Source organism: Mesorhizobium huakuii (assembly GCF_030160235.1).
GTDB lineage: Bacteria > Pseudomonadota > Alphaproteobacteria > Rhizobiales > Rhizobiaceae > Mesorhizobium > Mesorhizobium huakuii.
The window spans coordinates 44,670-60,778 of the sequence record NZ_BSNY01000017.1 but is presented as its reverse complement, the minus strand read 5'-3'; the positions used below and the strand labels follow the sequence as shown (position 1 = coordinate 60,778).

27 protein-coding genes are annotated in these 16,109 nt (G+C 62.3%); 2 read left to right on the top strand and 25 right to left on the bottom strand.

All coding sequences use genetic code 11. The annotated features are described in order from the left end of the window. Positions 1–80: 80 nt before the first annotated feature. From rplO to rpsL, 25 genes are all read right to left on the bottom strand, one after another. Complete coding sequence (gene rplO / locus QQK95_RS08345) at positions 81–554, bottom strand: 50S ribosomal protein L15 (RefSeq protein ID WP_010909286.1); 474 nt, start codon at positions 552–554, stop codon at positions 81–83. Positions 555–576: 22 nt separating this feature from the next. Further along, positions 577–774, bottom strand: coding sequence for a 50S ribosomal protein L30 (gene rpmD, locus QQK95_RS08340; RefSeq protein WP_006205449.1), 198 nt, complete (start codon positions 772–774; stop codon positions 577–579). A gap of 24 nt (positions 775–798) precedes the next feature. Next, positions 799–1,368, bottom strand: a complete 570-nt coding sequence (gene rpsE / locus QQK95_RS08335) for a 30S ribosomal protein S5 (RefSeq protein WP_027046810.1) — start codon at positions 1,366–1,368, stop codon at positions 799–801. A 131-nt stretch (positions 1,369–1,499) separates the two neighbouring features. Beyond that, a complete protein-coding gene (gene rplR, locus QQK95_RS08330; RefSeq protein ID WP_010909284.1) occupies positions 1,500–1,859 on the bottom strand; it encodes a 50S ribosomal protein L18 in 360 nt (119 codons plus the stop codon). A gap of 140 nt (positions 1,860–1,999) precedes the next feature. Next, positions 2,000–2,533 (bottom strand): 50S ribosomal protein L6, encoded by a 534-nt coding sequence (gene rplF / locus QQK95_RS08325; protein ID WP_019857968.1) that lies wholly within the window; start codon positions 2,531–2,533, stop codon positions 2,000–2,002. Positions 2,534–2,621: 88 nt separating this feature from the next. Beyond that, entirely contained in the window at positions 2,622–3,020 is a 399-nt protein-coding gene (rpsH, locus tag QQK95_RS08320) for a 30S ribosomal protein S8 (protein ID WP_006205453.1), read from the bottom strand. A gap of 12 nt (positions 3,021–3,032) precedes the next feature. Next, a complete protein-coding gene (gene rpsN / locus QQK95_RS08315) occupies positions 3,033–3,338 on the bottom strand; it encodes a 30S ribosomal protein S14 (RefSeq protein WP_010909282.1) in 306 nt (101 codons plus the stop codon). Between the two features lie 27 nt (positions 3,339–3,365). Next, on the bottom strand, positions 3,366–3,944 hold the full coding sequence (rplE, locus tag QQK95_RS08310) for a 50S ribosomal protein L5 (RefSeq protein ID WP_095203283.1): 579 nt from the start codon (positions 3,942–3,944) through the stop codon (positions 3,366–3,368). Then, positions 3,937–4,251: a 50S ribosomal protein L24 gene (rplX, locus tag QQK95_RS08305; protein ID WP_006205456.1), complete on the bottom strand. Its 315-nt coding sequence runs from the start codon at positions 4,249–4,251 to the stop codon at positions 3,937–3,939. The genes rplE and rplX overlap by 8 nt, the downstream gene beginning before the upstream one ends. 12 nt (positions 4,252–4,263) lie before the next feature. Beyond that, entirely contained in the window at positions 4,264–4,632 is a 369-nt protein-coding gene (gene rplN, locus QQK95_RS08300) for a 50S ribosomal protein L14 (protein ID WP_006205457.1), read from the bottom strand. A 71-nt stretch (positions 4,633–4,703) separates the two neighbouring features. Then, complete coding sequence (rpsQ, locus tag QQK95_RS08295; protein ID WP_010909280.1) at positions 4,704–4,943, bottom strand: 30S ribosomal protein S17; 240 nt, start codon at positions 4,941–4,943, stop codon at positions 4,704–4,706. 11 nt (positions 4,944–4,954) lie between these two features. Continuing rightward, positions 4,955–5,155 carry a 50S ribosomal protein L29 gene (rpmC, locus tag QQK95_RS08290; protein WP_006205459.1) on the bottom strand — a complete coding sequence of 67 codons (201 nt, stop codon included), beginning with the start codon at positions 5,153–5,155 and terminating at the stop codon, positions 4,955–4,957. A gap of 13 nt (positions 5,156–5,168) precedes the next feature. Beyond that, entirely contained in the window at positions 5,169–5,582 is a 414-nt protein-coding gene (gene rplP, locus QQK95_RS08285) for a 50S ribosomal protein L16 (protein WP_010909279.1), read from the bottom strand. Between the two features lie 27 nt (positions 5,583–5,609). Further along, complete coding sequence (gene rpsC / locus QQK95_RS08280) at positions 5,610–6,335, bottom strand: 30S ribosomal protein S3 (RefSeq protein WP_010909278.1); 726 nt, start codon at positions 6,333–6,335, stop codon at positions 5,610–5,612. Further along, complete coding sequence (rplV, locus tag QQK95_RS08275) at positions 6,335–6,724, bottom strand: 50S ribosomal protein L22 (protein WP_006205462.1); 390 nt, start codon at positions 6,722–6,724, stop codon at positions 6,335–6,337. The genes rpsC and rplV overlap by 1 nt, the downstream gene beginning before the upstream one ends. Before the next feature lie 2 nt (positions 6,725–6,726). Next, positions 6,727–7,005, bottom strand: a complete 279-nt coding sequence (gene rpsS / locus QQK95_RS08270) for a 30S ribosomal protein S19 (RefSeq protein ID WP_006205463.1) — start codon at positions 7,003–7,005, stop codon at positions 6,727–6,729. 16 nt (positions 7,006–7,021) lie between these two features. Beyond that, entirely contained in the window at positions 7,022–7,855 is an 834-nt protein-coding gene (gene rplB / locus QQK95_RS08265; protein WP_010909276.1) for a 50S ribosomal protein L2, read from the bottom strand. Positions 7,856–7,877: 22 nt separating this feature from the next. Further along, positions 7,878–8,171, bottom strand: coding sequence for a 50S ribosomal protein L23 (locus QQK95_RS08260; RefSeq protein ID WP_010909275.1), 294 nt, complete (start codon positions 8,169–8,171; stop codon positions 7,878–7,880). Then, positions 8,168–8,788 carry a 50S ribosomal protein L4 gene (rplD, locus tag QQK95_RS08255; protein WP_019857964.1) on the bottom strand — a complete coding sequence of 207 codons (621 nt, stop codon included), beginning with the start codon at positions 8,786–8,788 and terminating at the stop codon, positions 8,168–8,170. Before rplD ends, QQK95_RS08260 begins: the two co-directional genes overlap by 4 nt. After that, on the bottom strand, positions 8,788–9,501 hold the full coding sequence (rplC, locus tag QQK95_RS08250) for a 50S ribosomal protein L3 (RefSeq protein ID WP_010909273.1): 714 nt from the start codon (positions 9,499–9,501) through the stop codon (positions 8,788–8,790). The genes rplD and rplC overlap by 1 nt, the downstream gene beginning before the upstream one ends. A 61-nt stretch (positions 9,502–9,562) precedes the next feature. Beyond that, positions 9,563–9,871, bottom strand: a complete 309-nt coding sequence (gene rpsJ, locus QQK95_RS08245) for a 30S ribosomal protein S10 (protein WP_010909272.1) — start codon at positions 9,869–9,871, stop codon at positions 9,563–9,565. Between the two features lie 69 nt (positions 9,872–9,940). Continuing rightward, positions 9,941–11,116: an elongation factor Tu gene (gene tuf / locus QQK95_RS08240; RefSeq protein ID WP_010909256.1), complete on the bottom strand. Its 1,176-nt coding sequence runs from the start codon at positions 11,114–11,116 to the stop codon at positions 9,941–9,943. A 67-nt stretch (positions 11,117–11,183) separates the two neighbouring features. Next, positions 11,184–13,274 carry an elongation factor G gene (gene fusA / locus QQK95_RS08235; protein WP_284270863.1) on the bottom strand — a complete coding sequence of 697 codons (2,091 nt, stop codon included), beginning with the start codon at positions 13,272–13,274 and terminating at the stop codon, positions 11,184–11,186. A gap of 29 nt (positions 13,275–13,303) precedes the next feature. Further along, positions 13,304–13,774 (bottom strand): 30S ribosomal protein S7, encoded by a 471-nt coding sequence (gene rpsG, locus QQK95_RS08230; protein WP_006202127.1) that lies wholly within the window; start codon positions 13,772–13,774, stop codon positions 13,304–13,306. A 60-nt stretch (positions 13,775–13,834) separates the two neighbouring features. Next, positions 13,835–14,206, bottom strand: a complete 372-nt coding sequence (gene rpsL, locus QQK95_RS08225; RefSeq protein WP_006333356.1) for a 30S ribosomal protein S12 — start codon at positions 14,204–14,206, stop codon at positions 13,835–13,837. Positions 14,207–14,679: 473 nt separating this feature from the next. Between rpsL and QQK95_RS08220 the strand changes: the two genes are divergently transcribed. Both QQK95_RS08220 and QQK95_RS08215 read left to right on the top strand, forming a co-directional pair. Further along, positions 14,680–14,961, top strand: a complete 282-nt coding sequence (locus QQK95_RS08220; protein WP_010909270.1) for a hypothetical protein — start codon at positions 14,680–14,682, stop codon at positions 14,959–14,961. Between the two features lie 28 nt (positions 14,962–14,989). Beyond that, positions 14,990–16,090 (top strand): PLP-dependent cysteine synthase family protein, encoded by a 1,101-nt coding sequence (locus QQK95_RS08215; RefSeq protein WP_284270842.1) that lies wholly within the window; start codon positions 14,990–14,992, stop codon positions 16,088–16,090. The last annotated feature ends 19 nt before the right edge of the window (positions 16,091–16,109 follow it).

Sequence of the window (16,109 nt, the reverse complement as noted above, 5' to 3'; positions counted from 1 at the left end):
GCCGCTTAATTGAGTAGGTCAAAGCGCAATCGTGAGCAAAAACGGGATCCCACTCTTGCCGACCGCGCTTCAAATTGCCGTTACTCGGCAGCTGCCTTTTCCGGCAACTTGACCGATCCGCCGGCCTTTTCGATCTTCTCGATCGCGGCCTTGGAAGCACCGGCGACGTCGAAGGCAAGCTTTGCCTTCAGTTCGCCATCGGACAGGACGCGAACGCCATCCTTGACGCGGCGGATGACGCCGGCGGCGACAAGCGCCTCTGCCGTCACGGTTGCCTTGGCATCGAGCTTCTTGGCGTCGACGGCTTCCTGGATGCGGGCCAGCGACACGACGACGAAGCTCTTGGCGAAGATGTTGTTGAAGCCACGCTTCGGCAGGCGCCGGTAGAGCGGCATCTGGCCACCCTCGAAGCCGTTGATGGCAACGCCGGAGCGCGCCTTCTGGCCCTTGACGCCGCGACCGGCGGTCTTGCCCGAGCCGGAACCGATGCCGCGGCCGAGACGCTTCTTGGAATGCGTCGCGCCGTCCTTGTCACGCAGATCATTGAGTTTCATCTGGGTTCTCCTGCGCTTTGGCTCAACCCTCGTCCACGACGCGGACGAGATGCTGAACGGCGGCGATCATGCCGCGCACGGAAGGCGTATCCTCCAGGGTGCGCTGCTTGTGCATCTTGTTGAGGCCGAGGCCGACCAGCGTCGCGCGCTGTTCCTTCGGACGGCGGATCGGCGAACCGATCTGCTCAACGGTGATGGTCTTGGTTGCTTTCTTGGCCATGGTCAAAATCCCTGGTCAGATCGACTATTCTTCAGCCGCAACGGCGGTGCCGCGGCGGGCCTGAAGGGTCGAATACTTGATGCCGCGAGCGGCAGCCACATCCTTGGGATGCATCTGGCTCTTCAGCGCGTCGAACGTGGCGCGGACCATGTTGTAGGGGTTCGACGAACCCATCGACTTGGCGACCACGTCATGCATGCCGAGCGTCTCGAAAACGGCGCGCATCGGGCCGCCGGCGATGATGCCGGTACCCTGCTTGGCGGCGCGCAGCAGAACACGTCCGGCGCCCCAACGTCCCTCGACGTCGTGATGCAGCGTACGGCCCGAGCGCAGCGGCACGAAGATCATGTCGCGCTTTGCCGATTCGGTTGCCTTGCGGATAGCTTCCGGCACTTCGCGTGCCTTGCCGTGACCGAAGCCGACGCGGCCCTTCTGGTCGCCGACGACGACGAGTGCGGCGAAGCCGAAGCGGCGGCCACCCTTGACGACCTTGGCGACGCGATTGATGTGGACCAGCTTGTCCACCATGCCGTCGTCGCGCTCTTCGCGCTCACGCTCGCGGCCGCGGCCGCCTTCCCTACGTTCCTGTGCCATATCCTGTTCCTTGTTTTTTTCCGGAAGCACGGTTGATGATGAGATCCGGCGCCTCTGTGGGTCACCGGGGGCGAATTATTTTCCTTTGCATGATCTTGTCCGAAAAGTCTGCAACTTTTCGGGATCAAGCATCAGAAGCTCAAGCCGCCTTCGCGGGCAGCTTCAGCCAAAGCCTTGACGCGGCCGTGATAGATGTACGGGCCACGGTCGAAGACGACTTCCTTGACGCCGGCCTTGGTGGCGCGCTCGGCGATCAGCTTGCCGATGGCGGCGGCGGCGGCCGTGTCGGCGCCGGTCTTGAGCGACCCCTTGAGGTCCTTCTCGAGCGTCGATGCGGCGGCGATGGTGTGGCCCTTGGCGTCGTCGATCACCTGGACATAGATGTTCTTCGAGGTGCGGTGGACCGACAGACGCGGACGCTCGCCGGCGACCTTCCTGATCTGGCGACGAACGCGCTGCGCACGGCGCTGCGTGGATTCCTTGGTACCCATGATGGTCTTCCTTGCCTTCAAAAAACGGGGGCCGCCATGTGCGGTAGGCGAAAGCGCCTCCCGCGACCGCTCCCCGCGGCGTTACACTTCCTTGGCTTGGTCCTTTCCGAAAAGTCTGCGACTTTTCAGGACCAGGCCCATTACTTCTTCTTGCCTTCCTTGCGGACGATCTTCTCGCCAGCGTAGCGGACGCCCTTGCCCTTGTAAGGCTCCGGACCACGGTATTCGCGGATCTCGGCGGCAACCTGGCCAACCTGCTGCTTGTCGATGCCGGTCACGGTGATTTCCGTCGGCTTCGGCACAGCGATGGTGACACCGGCCGGCGTCTCATAGACGACGTCATGGCTAAAGCCAAGAGCCAGCTGCAGGTTCTTGCCCTGCATGGCGGCGCGATAGCCGACGCCGGTGATCTCGAGCTTCTTCTCGAACCCGTCCTTGACGCCCTGCAGGATGTTGACGATCTGCGTGCGCGACATGCCCCACTTGGAGCGGGCGGTCTTGGTCTGGTCGCGCGGCTGGACAGCGATCTCGCTGCCTTCCATCTTGACCAGGACTTCGTCGTTCACCACGAACTTCAGCTCGCCCTTGGGGCCCTTCGCCGTCACGGTCTGGCCGTTGACGGTCGCGGTCACGCCCTGCGGCAGCGAAACGGGTTTCTTTCCAATACGAGACATTTTGTTGTCCTCGTCACTTCTCTTGTTTCAGGTCTCTGTCTTCGGAACGATCCGAAGACCGGATTCCAATTTGCGGTCAGCTGCCAGATCAGAAGATCTGGCAGAGGATCTCGCCGCCGACGTTCTGTTCGCGGGCTTCGTGATCGGCCATCACGCCCTTCGGCGTCGAAAGGATGGCGATGCCGAGGCCGTTGGCGACGTGCGGGATCGACTTGGCCGAGACGTAAACGCGGCGGCCCGGCTTCGAGACGCGGGCGATTTCGCGCACGACCGGCGCACCGTCGAAATACTTCAGCTCGATTTCGATTTCAGACTTGCCGTTGTCGAAGTCGGTCTGACTGTAGTCGCGGATATAGCCTTCAGCCTTCAGCACGTCGAGGACGCGGGTGCGCAGACGCGAGGCCGGCGTCGAGACACTCGACTTCTTGCGGCCGTAGGCGTTGCGGATGCGGGTCAGCATATCGCCGAGAGGATCGCTCAATGACATGTTATGTCCTCCTTACCAGCTCGACTTGACCAGGCCCGGGATCTGGCCGTTGTTGCCGAGATCACGAAGCGCGATGCGCGATACTTTGAGCTTGCGATAGTAGGCACGCGGACGGCCGGTGACTTCGCAGCGGTTGCGGATGCGGATCTTGGCCGAGTTGCGCGGCAGGGCAGCAAGCTTGAGCTGAGCGCGGAAGCGCTCTTCCATCGGCTTGGACTGATCCATGATGATCGCCTTCAGGGCAGCGCGCTTGGGACCGTACTGGTCGGCAAGCTTGCGGCGCCTGTTGTTCTTCTCGACTGAGCTGGTCTTTGCCATTTCAGATTTTTCCTTTTCTCGCTGCCGTTACTGGCGGAAGGGGAAGTTGAAAGCCTTGAGCAATGCCCGGGCTTCGTCGTCCGTCTTCGCAGTCGTACAAACGATGACGTCCATGCCCCAGATCTGATCAACCTTGTCGTAGTTGATCTCCGGGAACACGATGTGCTCCTTGATGCCCATGGCGTAATTGCCACGGCCATCGAAGCTCTTGGGGTTCAGTCCGCGGAAGTCGCGGACGCGCGGCAGCGCGATGTTCACGAGGCGGTCGAGGAACTCGTACATGCGTTCCTTGCGCAGCGTGACCTTGGCGCCGATCGGCATGTTCTCGCGGACCTTGAAGCCGGCGATCGAATTGCGGGCGCGGGTGACGACGGCCTTCTGGCCGGCGATCATCGCCAGGTCTTCGGCCGCAACCGAGGGCTTCTTCGAATCGGCGGTCGCTTCGCCGACACCCATGTTCAGCACGATCTTGTCGAGGCGCGGAACCTGCATGTCGTTTGCGTAGCCGAACTGCTCCTGCAGCGCCTTGCGGATGGTCTCGTTGTAGACCTGCTTCAGACGCGGCGTGTTGGTTGCAGTCGCCTGCTTGCTTTGAGCCTTAGCCATTGATGACTTCTCCCGAGCGCTTGGCGACGCGCACCTTCTTGCCGTCCTTCTGGAAGATGAAACCGACGCGGGTCGGCTTGCCATCCTTGGGGTCGGCCAGCGCGATGTTCGACAGCTGGATCGGCGCTTCCTTGGTGATGATCCCGCCCTCTTGGGACTGGGACTGCTTCTGGTGACGACGGATCATGTTGACGCCGCGCACCAGCGCGGTGTCATCCTTCGGCTGAACCGAGAGGACTTCGCCCGAACGGCCCTTGTCCTTGCCGGCCAGCACGACGACCTTGTCGCCTTTTCTAATCTTTTGCATTGGTCCGGCTCCTTACAGCACTTCAGGCGCGAGCGAGATGATCTTCATGTGGTTCTTGGCGCGGAGTTCGCGCGGAACCGGTCCGAAGATACGCGTGCCGATCGGCTCTTTCTTGTTGTCGACAAGAACGGCCGCGTTCTTGTCGAAACGGATCACGCTGCCGTCCGGGCGGCGGATGTCCTTGGCCGTGCGAACCACGACCGCCTTCATCACATCGCCCTTCTTAACGCGGCCGCGCGGAATGGCTTCCTTGATCGACACCACGATGATGTCGCCCACGGAAGCGTATTTCCGCTTCGAGCCGCCCAGCACCTTGATGCACATGACACGACGCGCGCCGGAATTATCCGCCACGTCGAGGTTTGTTTGCATCTGAATCATGACTGGCCGCCTTCTTCTTTTCTAACGGGACGGGCTCGAAGCCCCTCCCCGGTCTGTCCAAAATTCGTTGTTTACGCCTGGTCCGAAGACACGACGATCCAGCGCTTGTCCTTGGAAATCGGCTTCGATTCCTGGATGAACACCTGATCGCCAACCTTGTGGGCGTTGTTCTCGTCGTGCGCCTTGTACTTCTTGGTCATGCGCACGGTCTTCTTCATCACGGGATGCGTGAAGCGCCGTTCGACCTTGACGACAACCGTCTTCTCGTTCTTGTCGCTGACGACGGTGCCCTGCAGAATGCGCTTTGGCATGGTTTTCGTCCTTAAGCCTTCTTGGCCGCGGACTTTTCCGCAGCGATGGTCTTGATACGCGCAATGTCCTTACGGACCTGCCTCACGCGCGCGGTCTTCTCGAGCTGGCCGGTGGCCTTCTGGAAGCGCAGGTTGAACTGCTCCTTCTTCAGGCTGGCCAAATCGTCGGTCAGCTGGTCCTGGGTCTTGGTCCGGATGTCTTCGGCTTTCATGATCAGCCCGTCCTTATTCTGCGATGCGCTGTACGAAGCGCGTCCTGACCGAGAGCTTGGCCGCGCCGAGACGCAGCGCCTCACGGGCGGTTTCTTCACTGACGCCGTCGATCTCGAACATGATGCGGCCCGGCTTGACGCGCGCCGCCCAGTAGTCGACGGCACCCTTGCCCTTGCCCATGCGGACTTCGGTCGGCTTCGACGTGACCGGCAGATCCGGGAAAATGCGGATCCAGACGCGGCCAGCGCGCTTCATTTCGCGAGTGATCGCGCGGCGGGCCGCCTCGATCTCACGCGCGGTGACGCGGTTCGGCTCAAGCGCCTTCAGCCCGAAACCACCGAAATCCAGGTTGGTGCCGCCCTTTGCGGTACCATGGATACGGCCCTTGAACTGCTTGCGGAACTTTGTGCGCTTTGGCTGCAGCATCGTTCTAACTCCAAATTCCTAAATGTCTCAGGCGTTTTCGCGACGACGACCGCGTTCGCGATCACCACCACCGCCATGCGCAGCATCACCCTCGGTCGCGCGACGTTCCGAAGCCATCGGGTCGTGCTCGAGGATCTCGCCCTTGAATACCCAGACCTTGACGCCGCAGATGCCGTACGCCGTATTCGCCTCGGCCGTGCCGTAGTCGACATCGGCGCGCAGCGTGTGCAGCGGCACGCGGCCTTCGCGGTACCACTCCATGCGGGCGATTTCGGCGCCGCCGAGACGGCCCGAGCAGTTGATGCGGATGCCTTCGGCACCGAGACGCATCGCCGACTGCACGGCGCGCTTCATGGCGCGACGGAACGCGATACGGCGCTCGAGCTGCTGAGCGATCGACTGGGCGACCAGGGTCGCGTCGATTTCCGGCTTGCGCACTTCGACGATGTTGAGGTGCGTCTCGGACTTCGTCATCTCCATCAGCTTCTTGCGAAGCTTCTCGATGTCGGCGCCCTTCTTGCCGATGATCAGACCCGGGCGCGCGGCATGGATGGTGACGCGGCACTTCTTGTGCGGGCGCTCGATCACGACCTTCGAGATCGCGGCCTGCTTGAGTTCCTTCTCAAGATACTTGCGGATCTTGATGTCCTCATGCAGCAGCTTGCCGTACTCGCCGGTGTTCGCGAACCAGCGCGAATCCCAGGTGCGGTTGATGCCGAGGCGAAGACCGATCGGATTGACTTTCTGGCCCATTATGCGGCCTCCCCTTTTTCTTCGACTTCACGAACGACGATCGTGAGGTGCGAGAACGGCTTCTCGATACGGCTGGCGCGACCACGGCCACGAGCGTGGAACCGCTTCATGACGATCGACTTGCCGACATAGGCTTCCGCCACGATCAGCGCATCGACGTCGAGGTCGTGGTTGTTTTCCGCGTTGGCAATCGCCGATTCCAGCGTCTTCTTGACCGTGCCGGAAATCCGCTTGGCCGAGAATTCGAGATCGGAAAGCGCTGTCGCGACCTTCTTGCCGCGGATCAGCGCGGCAACGAGGTTCAGCTTCTGCGGGCTGATACGGATCGTGCGCAACACGGCGCGCGCTTCGTTGTCAGCAAGCCTGCGCGGAGCTTTGGCCTTGCCCATGATTATTTCCTCTTCGCCTTCTTATCCGCGCCGTGACCGTAATAGGTCCGCGTCGGAGCGAATTCACCGAACTTATGACCGACCATGTCCTCGTTCACCGAGACGGGAACATGCTTCTGGCCGTTGTAGACACCGAAGGTGAAGCCGACGAACTGCGGCAGGATGGTGGAGCGACGGCTCCACATCTTGATCACCTCATTGCGACCACCTTCACGAACCTTGTCCACCTTCTTGAGAAGGTAGCCGTCGATGAAGGGGCCTTTCCAAATAGAACGAGTCACTTGGCGTTACCTCTTCTTAGCTCTTGCGCTGATGGCGCGAGCGCAGGATGAACTTGTCGGTCGCCTTGTTGGACCGCGTCTTCTTGCCCTTGGTCGGCTTGCCCCACGGGCTGACCGGATGACGGCCACCGGAGGTGCGGCCTTCACCACCGCCGTGCGGATGGTCGACCGGGTTCATGGTCACGCCGCGATTGTGCGGACGCTTGCCACGCCAAACCGTGCGGCCGGCCTTGCCGTCGTTGATGTTGCCGTGGTCGGGGTTCGACACGGCACCGACAGTGGCCATGCAGGAGCCGTGAACGACACGCTGCTCGCCCGAGTTGAGGCGCAGGATCGCCATGCCCTGGTCGCGACCGACGAGCTGGGCGTAGCCGCCGGCCGAACGGGCGACCTGGCCACCCTTGCCTGGCTTCAGCTCGATGTTGTGGACGATCGTGCCGACCGGCATCGAGGCCAGCGGCATCGCGTTGCCCGGCTTCACGTCGACCGCTTCGCCAGCCACGATCTTGTCGCCGGCGGCAAGGCGCTGCGGGGCGATGATGTAGGACAGCTCACCATCGTCGTACTTGATCAGCGCGATGAAGGCGGTGCGGTTCGGATCGTATTCAATGCGCTCGACCGTGCCGACGACGTCGAACTTGCGGCGCTTGAAGTCGATGATGCGGTACGAACGCTTGTGACCACCGCCGATGAAGCGGGCGGTGATGCGGCCGTAATTGTTGCGGCCGCCCGACTTGGTCAGGCCCTCGGTCAGACCCTTGACGGGCTTGCCCTTGTAGAGGCCCGAGCGGTCAACGATGACCAGCTGGCGGGTGCTCGGCGTTACCGGGTTGAATTTTTTCAGTGCCATTGTTCTGTCCTCGCGGCCTTGCTCAGAGACCCGTCGCGACGTCGATCGACTGGCCGTCGGCCAGCGTCACAATCGCCTTCTTGACGTCGCTCTGGCGGCCGATCGTGCCGCGGAAGCGCTTGATCTTGCCCTTGCGGACAAGCGTGTTCACGGCCATCACCTTGACGCCGAACAGCGCTTCGACGGCGGCCTTGATTTCCGGCTTCGACGCCTTCTTGGCGACGTTGAAGACGACCTGGTTCTGCTCGGAAGCCATGGTCGACTTTTCAGTGATCGCCGGGCTGACGATCACGTCGTAGTGACGAAGGTCGGTCATTTAAAGCGCTCCTCGAGAGCCTCGACGGCGGCCTTGGAAAGGACCAGCGTGCCGCGGCGCAGAATGTCGTAGACGTTGATGCCCTGGATGGGCAGCACGTCGATGTTGGGGATGTTGGTCGCGGCCAGCTTGAAGTTCTTGTCAAGCTCGGCGCCACCGATCACCAGGGCGTTGCTCAGGCCCAGCGTCGCGAAATTCGCGATCAGCGCCTTGGTCTTGGCCTCGGTCAGCTTCAGCTCGTCGATGACGATGATCGACGCGCTCTTGGCCTTGGCCGAGAGAGCATGCTTCAGGCCCAGAGCGCGCACCTTCTTCGGCAGATCGTGCTCGTGGCTGCGAACGACCGGGCCGTGGGCCTTGCCGCCGCCGCGGAACTGCGGAGCGCGTGCCGAATGGTGACGGGCGCGGCCCGTACCCTTCTGCTTGTACATCTTGGCGCCGGTGCGCGCGATTTCGGCGCGGCCCTTGGCCTTGTGCGTGCCCTGCTGCTTCTTAGCGAGCTGCCAGCGCACGACGCGCTGCAGGATGTCCTCGCGCGGATCAAGGCCGAAAATCTCCTCGGAGAGTTTCACCTTGCCGGCGTCCTTGCCGCCAAGCGTTGTGATCTTGAGATCCATTATTCCGCTCCCTCTGTGGCCGGAGCCTCGTTCTTAACAGCGGCGCGGATCGCGGCGGGCTTCGGCGCATTGGCCGGCAGTGCCACCTTGGCCGCATCGCGGACCAGGATCCAGGCGCCCTTCGATCCGGGAACCGCTCCGCGGATCAGGATCAGGCCGCGGTCCGCATCGGTCGAGACGATCTCGACATTCTGCGTGGTCACGCGGGTATCGCCCATGTGGCCGGCCATCTTCTTGCCCTTGAACACCTTGCCGGGGTCCTGGCGCTGGCCGGTCGAACCGTGCGTACGGTGCGAGACCGAGTTACCGTGCGTCGCGCGGCCACCACCCATGTGGTGACGCTTGATGACGCCCTGGAAACCCTTGCCGATCGTCGTGCCCGTCACATCGACCTTCTGGCCGGCGACGAAGTGCTCGACGGTGATCTCGGCGCCGACATCGATCATGTTGTCGGCCGAGACGCGGAACTCGGCAACCTTCGCCTTCGGCTCGACGGAAGCGGTCGCGAAATGGCCGCGCATCGCCTTCGACGTGTTCTTCACCTTGGCGAGGCCAACGCCGAGCTGAACGGCGGTGTAGCCATTCTTCTCCTGCGTGCGCTGCGCCACGACCTGGCAGTTCTCCATCTGGAGAACGGTGACGGGAACATGTTCCCCGGCATCGTTATAGATGCGGGTCATTCCCACCTTCTTTGCAATCACACCTGAACGCATCGGTTCAATTCCTTTAGAGTTCCGGGCCAGGGGCACCGCCCCTTACCGCGCTCTCATTCCCTTAGAGCTTGATCTCGACGTCGACGCCGGCGGCCAGATCGAGCTTCATCAAAGCATCGACGGTCTGCGGGGTCGGATCGACGATGTCGAGCAGACGCTTGTGCGTGCGCATCTCGAACTGCTCGCGGCTCTTCTTGTCGACGTGGGGCGACCGGTTCACCGTGAACTTTTCGATCCGCGTCGGCAGCGGAATGGGGCCGCGGACGTTTGCGCCGGTGCGCTTGGCCGTCGACACGATTTCCTTCGTCGAGGCGTCGAGCACGCGGTGATCAAACGCCTTCAGGCGGATGCGGATATTCTGTCCGTTCATGCGTCACTTCCTTGTTCTGGCGCGGCGCGGGCAACTTCCGCGCCCGCGACAGATCGGTTTAAGTCCAAATTACTCTTTGATGGTGACGACGATGCCGGCACCGACGGTGCGGCCGCCTTCACGGATGGCGAAGCGCAGCTTCTCTTCCATGGCGATCGGCACGATCAGCTCGACATCGACCGTGATGTTGTCGCCAGGCATCACCATCTCGGTGCCAGCCGGCAGCGACACGATGCCGGTCACGTCCGTCGTGCGGAAGTAGAACTGCGGACGGTAGTTGGTGAAGAACGGCGTGTGACGGCCACCTTCGTCCTTGGTCAGGATGTAGGCTTCGGCCACGAACTTCTTGTGCGGCTTCACCGTGCCGGGCTTGGCCAGAACCTGGCCGCGCTCGACACCTTCACGGTCAACGCCACGCAGCAGCGCGCCGATGTTGTCGCCAGCCTGGCCCTGGTCGAGCAGCTTGCGGAACATTTCCACGCCCGTGCAGGTCGTCTTGGTCGTCGGACGGATGCCGATGATCTCCAGCTCCTCGCCGACCTTGACCACGCCGCGCTCGACGCGGCCGGTCACGACCGTGCCGCGGCCCGAGATCGAGAACACGTCTTCGATCGGCATCAGGAACGGCTTGTCGAGCGGACGAACAGGCGTCGGGATGTAGGCGTCGACCTGAGCCATCAGCTCGCGGATCGCGTCCTCGCCGATCGTCTTGTTCGAATCTTCAAGCGCCGCCAGCGCCGAACCCTTGACGATCGGAATGTCGTCGCCGGGGAACTCGTTCTTCGACAGAAGCTCGCGAACCTCGAGCTCGACCAGTTCGAGCAGCTCGGCGTCGTCGACCTGGTCGACCTTGTTCAGGAACACCACGATCGACGGCACGCCGACCTGGCGGGCAAGCAGGATGTGCTCGCGGGTCTGCGGCATCGGGCCGTCGGCGGCCGACACCACCAGGATCGCGCCGTCCATCTGCGCGGCGCCGGTGATCATGTTCTTCACATAGTCGGCGTGGCCGGGGCAGTCGACGTGGGCGTAGTGACGGTTGGCCGTCTCGTATTCGACGTGAGCCGTCGAGATCGTGATGCCGCGTGCCTTCTCTTCCGGCGCCGCATCGATCTGGTCGTAGCGCTTGTACTCGCCAAAATACTTCGTGATCGCCGCCGTCAGCGACGTCTTGCCATGGTCAACGTGACCAATCGTGCCGATGTTCACATGAGGCTTAGTGCGCTCGAATTTACCTTTTGCCATGTGATGTCTCCATTTCCTGCTCGCCCATGCGGGCTTTGAATTGCGTTACCGCGACGGCTCTTTCGAGTTACGCGTACTTTTTCTGGACTTCCTGGGCGACCGCGGTCGGGACCGGCTCGTAGTGGTCGAACTGCATCGTGTAGGCCGCGCGGCCCTGGCTCATCGAGCGCAGGTTGTCGACGTACTTGAACATGTTGGCGAGCGGCACCATCGCGTTGATGACGACGGCCACGCCGCGCGCTTCCTGGCCCTGGATCTGGCCGCGGCGGCCGTTCAGGTCGCCGATGACGCTGCCGACATAGTCTTCCGGCGTCACGACTTCGACCTTCATGATCGGCTCGAGCAGCTGCACGCCAAGCTTGGGTGCGGCTTCACGGAAGCAGGCGCGGGAAGCGATTTCGAAGGCCAGCACCGAGGAGTCGACGTCGTGGTAGGCGCCGTCGATCAGCGTCGCCCTGACGCCGATCATCGGGAAGCCCGCGAACGGACCGGCGCCCATGACGCTCTGGATGCCCTTTTCGACACCCGGGATGTATTCCTTCGGCACCGCGCCGCCGACGATCTTGGACTCGAAGACGAACTCTTCGCTCTCCGTATTCGGCTCGAAGATAACCTTGACGCGGGCGAACTGGCCGGTACCGCCGGTCTGCTTCTTGTGGGTGTAGTCCTGCTCGTGCTTGCGGGTGATCGTCTCGCGATAGGCCACCTGCGGAGCGCCGACATTGGCTTCGACCTTGAACTCGCGACGCATGCGGTCGACGATGATGTCGAGGTGCAGTTCGCCCATGCCGGAGATGATGGTCTGGCCGCTTTCATCGTCGGTCTTGACGCGGAAGGACGGATCCTCGGCAGCCAGACGGTGAAGGGCGAGGCCCATCTTTTCCTGGTCGTTCTTGGTCTTCGGCTCGATGGCGATCTGGATGACCGGATCGGGGAATTCCATGCGCTCGAGGATGACCGGGTGCAGCGGATCGCACAGCGTGTCGCCGGTGGTCGTGTCCTTGAGGCCTGCCAGAGCGACGATGTCGCCGGCGAAAGCTTCTTCGACGTCGGCGCGCGAATTCGCATGCATCTGCAGCATGCGGCCGATGCGCTCCTTCTTGCCCTTGACGGTGTTGTCGACCGAGATGCCCTTGGTGAGCTTGCCCGAATAGATGCGGGCGAAGGTCAGCGAACCGACGAACGGGTCGTTCATGATCTTGAAGGCCAGCATCGACAGCGGCTCGTCGTCCACCGCATGACGCTCGATCTCGGCGTCGGTCTTGGCATCGACGCCCTTGATGGCGGGAACGTCGGCCGGCGACGGCAGGTATTCGACAACGGCGTCGAGCAGCGGCTGCACGCCCTTGTTCTTGAAGGCCGAGCCGCAGAACATCGGGAAGAACTTGACCGCGATCGTGCCCTTGCGGATCAGCGAACGGATCTCGTCATTCGACGGCATCTTGCCTTCGAGGTAATTCTCGAGGGCCGTCTCGTCCATTTCGACGGCGGCTTCGATCATCTTCTCGCGGTATTCCTGGGCACGGGCCTGAAGGTCGGCCGGGATCTCGACGACGTCCCAGGCAGCGCCCAGCGTCTCGTCGCGCCAGACAAGCGCGTTCATCTCAACGAGGTCGACGACGCCCTTGAATTCGGTCTCGGCGCCAATCGGCAGCTGCATGACGACAGCCTGCGCACCGAGGCGCGAGCCGATCATCTCGACCGAGCGGTAGAAGTCGGCGCCGATCTTGTCCATCTTGTTGCAGAAGATCATGCGCGGCACGCGGTACTTGTCGGCCTGGCGCCAGACGGTTTCCGTCTGCGGCTCGACACCGGCGTTGGCGTCGAGCAGCGCGATGGCGCCATCGAGCACGCGCAGCGAACGCTCGACTTCAATGGTGAAGTCGACGTGTCCGGGGGTGTCGATGATGTTGAAGCGGCGCATCTTGCCGTCACGGCCCTTCCAGAAGGTCGTGGTGGCGGCGGACGTGATGGTGATGCCGCGTTCCTGCTCCTGCTCCATCCAGTCCATGGTGGCAGCGCCGTCGTGCACTTCGCCGATTTTGTGCGACTTGCCCGTGTAGTAGAGGACGCGCTCGGTGGTCGTCGTCTTGCCGGCGTCAATATGCGCCATGATACCGAAATTGCGGTAGTCTTCGATTTTATATTCGCGGGCCATCGTAGCTGCCTCTCAGTCCTGTTCGCGCTTTACCAGCGGTAGTGTGCGAAAGCGCGGTTGGCTTCAGCCATCTTGTGGGTGTCTTCACGCTTCTTGACAGCCGTGCCGCGGTTGTTGGCCGCGTCCATCAGCTCGCCGGAGAGGCGATCGATCATGGTGGTCTCGTTGCGGTTGCGGGCAGCCGCGATCAGCCAACGGATGGCCAATGCCTGGCGGCGCTCCGGGCGCACGTCGACCGGAACCTGGTAGGTGGCGCCGCCGACACGACGCGACCGCACTTCGACATGCGGCGCAACATTGTCGAGCGCCTGATGGAAGACGGTGACCGGCTCCTGCTTGGTCTTCGACTGGACCTGGTCGAGCGCGCCATAGACGATGGTCTCGGCGACCGACTTCTTGCCGTCATACATGACGGCGTTCATGAACTTGGTAACGATCAGATCGCCGAACTTCGGATCCGGGTTGATCTCACGCTTTTCTGCACTGTGACGACGCGACATGGCTTTTGTCTCTCAATCTCGTAGCCCGACGCATTCAAGCAGCGCCAGGGCCGGAAAATCTTACTTCGGACGCTTGGCGCCGTACTTCGAACGGCGCTGCTTGCGGTTCTTCACGCCCTGCGTGTCGAGCACGCCGCGGATGATGTGGTAGCGAACGCCCGGAAGATCCTTGACGCGGCCGCCGCGGATCATGACCACGGAGTGCTCCTGAAGGTTGTGACCTTCGCCGGGGATGTAACCGATCACTTCAAAACCATTGGTCAGGCGGATCTTGGCCACCTTGCGCAGCGCCGAGTTCGGCTTCTTCGGCGTCGTCGTGTAGACGCGCGTGCAGACGCCCCGCTTCTGCGGGTTCTGCTGCATGGCCGGGACCTTGTTGCGCTTCACCGGCGCAATGCGCGGCTTGCGGATCAGCTGGTTGACGGTAGGCATTAAACCCTCTTGTCTCTCAATTCCGTGTCTCGCCCGGTCAGGGCCGCTCAAAGCGTCATTTCCATACGCAAATTCGGGCCACAAACCGCGCCTCGCGGTCTTGCCCGAACAAATGGCAGAGGAAGCGGAAGCCGCTTCGTGCACGCCGGAAATGTCTTTTCGCTCGTAAAACGAACCCTGTTTGAAGCAAACTCCAAAGCGTGTCGCTTCGGAAAGGAGAGCCTCACATCGGTTCTGACTGGGCGGCTTCTACTCGTAAGCCCGCGAACCGTCAACCCCGCAGTGCCAAATATTGCATTGAGGCCAGGGCTTGGCAGCCATGCGAAAGGCGCATGTAATTTTCTTTCGCAATTTTGCAAGGACGGAGAAGAAAGTGACCGGCTTTTTGGCTGTCGCGAGGCCCCGCTTCATGCGAAAAGGCCGCCTGAGCACTCAAATCCCCTCGCCCGCGCTTTGCCAGGAGGAATCAGCCCGTGAACGACAACGAAGAACGCCCGGTCACCATCATCACCGGCCGGGTTTGGAAGCGCAAAGGCGGCAAGGCGGAAGGCGTGCATGTCATGCTGGTCGCTCCCGACGACGATTCGGCGGTGCGCCGTGCCCTCGAATCGCTGGCGGCGGAAGGTTATGCCGAGGCCGAGCTCGACCAGATCGGCGACATGGACGGCGTGCCCGACGACGAGCCACATCTGTCGGCCTATCAGGGCGCGCTCGAAGGCGAAGTGTCGATCGTCACGTTCGACGCGCCGATCTGAAGCCAGGGCACCGATGATGGCCGGAACAATGGGGGTTAAACCTGCATCCCGAGCGTGGGCCGACCAGGCGGTCGCCGCGATCGAGGCCGACCAGCACCGTTCGGCCGACACGCACCTGTGGAAACTCGACCTGCCGGCGCTGGCTGGAATCGACTTCTATCTCAAGGACGAATCCACCCACCCTACCGGCAGCCTGAAGCACAGGCTGGCGCGTTCGCTGTTTCTCTATGCGCTGTGCAATGGCCTTGTCCGCGAGGGCACCCCGGTGGTCGAGGCCTCATCGGGCTCGACAGCGGTGTCGGAAGCCTATTTCGCCCGCATGATCGGCGTGCCTTTCTATGCGGTGATGCCCCGGTCGACGTCGCGTGAAAAGATCGCCGCGATCGAGCATTATGGGGGCAACTGCCATTTCATCGACGACGGCAGGCGCATCTATGCCGAGTCGGCCGAACTCAGCCAACGGCTCGGCGGCCATTTCATGGACCAGTTCACTTATGCCGAACGCGCCACCGACTGGCGCGGCAACAACAACATCGCTGATTCCATCTTCGGACAGATGCGCGAGGAGCGGCATCCCATCCCGGCCTGGATCGTGATGAGCGCCGGCACTGGTGGCACAACCGCCACGATCGGCCGCTTCCTGCGCTACAAGCAGCATGCGACGCGGCTGTCGGTTGTCGATGTCGAACGCTCCGCCTTCTTCGAGGGCTTTGCCACGCATAATCACAATTGCCGCTGCGAGCAGCCGTCGCGCATCGAAGGCATTGGCCGGCCGCGCATGGAGCCGTCCTTCGTGTCAGGTGTCATCGATCACATGCTGCGGGTGCCGGATGCCGTGTCGCTGGCGGCAATGCGAGTGTTGTCACGCCGGCTCGGCCGTCGTGTCGGTGGTTCGACCGGTACCAACTTCATCGCCATGTGCCTTCAGGCGTCGCGCATGATCGAGCACGGCAAGACCGGCTCGCTGGTGACGCTCATCTGCGATTCCGGCGACCGTTACGCCAACACCTACTATTCTGATGAGTGGCTGGCGGCCAACGGCCTCGACCCCTCACCCTTCGAACCTGCGATCGAAGCCTTTCTGGCGGGCGGAAAACTGACGCTGCAATTCGAGGAAAGCTGGGGCTGACTTTTCGGCTTCCGGCTTG

Excerpts from the sequence above, each read along its gene's own strand:
- rpsE (WP_027046810.1), bottom strand. The coding sequence starts at position 1,368 with ATGGCACAGGAACGTAGGGAAGGCGGCCGCGGCCGCGAGCGTGAGCGC.
- rplE (WP_095203283.1), bottom strand. The coding sequence starts at position 3,944 with ATGGCTAAGGCTCAAAGCAAGCAGGCGACTGCAACCAACACGCCGCGT.
- QQK95_RS08260 (WP_010909275.1), bottom strand. The coding sequence starts at position 8,171 with ATGACCGACCTTCGTCACTACGACGTGATCGTCAGCCCGGCGATCACT.
- rpsL (WP_006333356.1), bottom strand. The coding sequence starts at position 14,206 with ATGCCTACCGTCAACCAGCTGATCCGCAAGCCGCGCATTGCGCCGGTG.
- QQK95_RS08215 (WP_284270842.1), top strand. The coding sequence starts at position 14,990 with ATGGGGGTTAAACCTGCATCCCGAGCGTGGGCCGACCAGGCGGTCGCC.
- rpmC (WP_006205459.1), bottom strand. The coding sequence starts at position 5,155 with ATGAAAGCCGAAGACATCCGGACCAAGACCCAGGACCAGCTGACCGAC.
- rplB (WP_010909276.1), bottom strand. The coding sequence starts at position 7,855 with ATGGCACTGAAAAAATTCAACCCGGTAACGCCGAGCACCCGCCAGCTG.
- rplO (WP_010909286.1), bottom strand. The coding sequence starts at position 554 with ATGAAACTCAATGATCTGCGTGACAAGGACGGCGCGACGCATTCCAAG.
- rplN (WP_006205457.1), bottom strand. The coding sequence starts at position 4,632 with ATGATTCAGATGCAAACAAACCTCGACGTGGCGGATAATTCCGGCGCG.
- rplR (WP_010909284.1), bottom strand. The coding sequence starts at position 1,859 with ATGGGTACCAAGGAATCCACGCAGCGCCGTGCGCAGCGCGTTCGTCGC.
- rpsG (WP_006202127.1), bottom strand. The coding sequence starts at position 13,774 with ATGTCGCGTCGTCACAGTGCAGAAAAGCGTGAGATCAACCCGGATCCG.
- rpsJ (WP_010909272.1), bottom strand. The coding sequence starts at position 9,871 with ATGAACGGACAGAATATCCGCATCCGCCTGAAGGCGTTTGATCACCGC.
- rplP (WP_010909279.1), bottom strand. The coding sequence starts at position 5,582 with ATGCTGCAGCCAAAGCGCACAAAGTTCCGCAAGCAGTTCAAGGGCCGT.
- rpsH (WP_006205453.1), bottom strand. The coding sequence starts at position 3,020 with ATGTCATTGAGCGATCCTCTCGGCGATATGCTGACCCGCATCCGCAAC.
- rplC (WP_010909273.1), bottom strand. The coding sequence starts at position 9,501 with ATGCGTTCAGGTGTGATTGCAAAGAAGGTGGGAATGACCCGCATCTAT.
- rpmD (WP_006205449.1), bottom strand. The coding sequence starts at position 774 with ATGGCCAAGAAAGCAACCAAGACCATCACCGTTGAGCAGATCGGTTCG.
- rpsQ (WP_010909280.1), bottom strand. The coding sequence starts at position 4,943 with ATGCCAAAGCGCATTCTGCAGGGCACCGTCGTCAGCGACAAGAACGAG.
- rpsC (WP_010909278.1), bottom strand. The coding sequence starts at position 6,335 with ATGGGCCAGAAAGTCAATCCGATCGGTCTTCGCCTCGGCATCAACCGC.
- tuf (WP_010909256.1), bottom strand. The coding sequence starts at position 11,116 with ATGGCAAAAGGTAAATTCGAGCGCACTAAGCCTCATGTGAACATCGGC.
- fusA (WP_284270863.1), bottom strand. The coding sequence starts at position 13,274 with ATGGCCCGCGAATATAAAATCGAAGACTACCGCAATTTCGGTATCATG.
- rplX (WP_006205456.1), bottom strand. The coding sequence starts at position 4,251 with ATGCAAAAGATTAGAAAAGGCGACAAGGTCGTCGTGCTGGCCGGCAAG.
- rplF (WP_019857968.1), bottom strand. The coding sequence starts at position 2,533 with ATGTCTCGTATTGGAAAGAAACCCGTTTCGCTGCCGCAGGGCGTGACC.
- rpsN (WP_010909282.1), bottom strand. The coding sequence starts at position 3,338 with ATGGCAAAGACCAGCTCAGTCGAGAAGAACAACAGGCGCCGCAAGCTT.
- rplV (WP_006205462.1), bottom strand. The coding sequence starts at position 6,724 with ATGGGCAAGGCCAAAGCTCCGCGCAGGCTTGCTGACAACGAAGCGCGC.
- rplD (WP_019857964.1), bottom strand. The coding sequence starts at position 8,788 with ATGGATCTCAAGATCACAACGCTTGGCGGCAAGGACGCCGGCAAGGTG.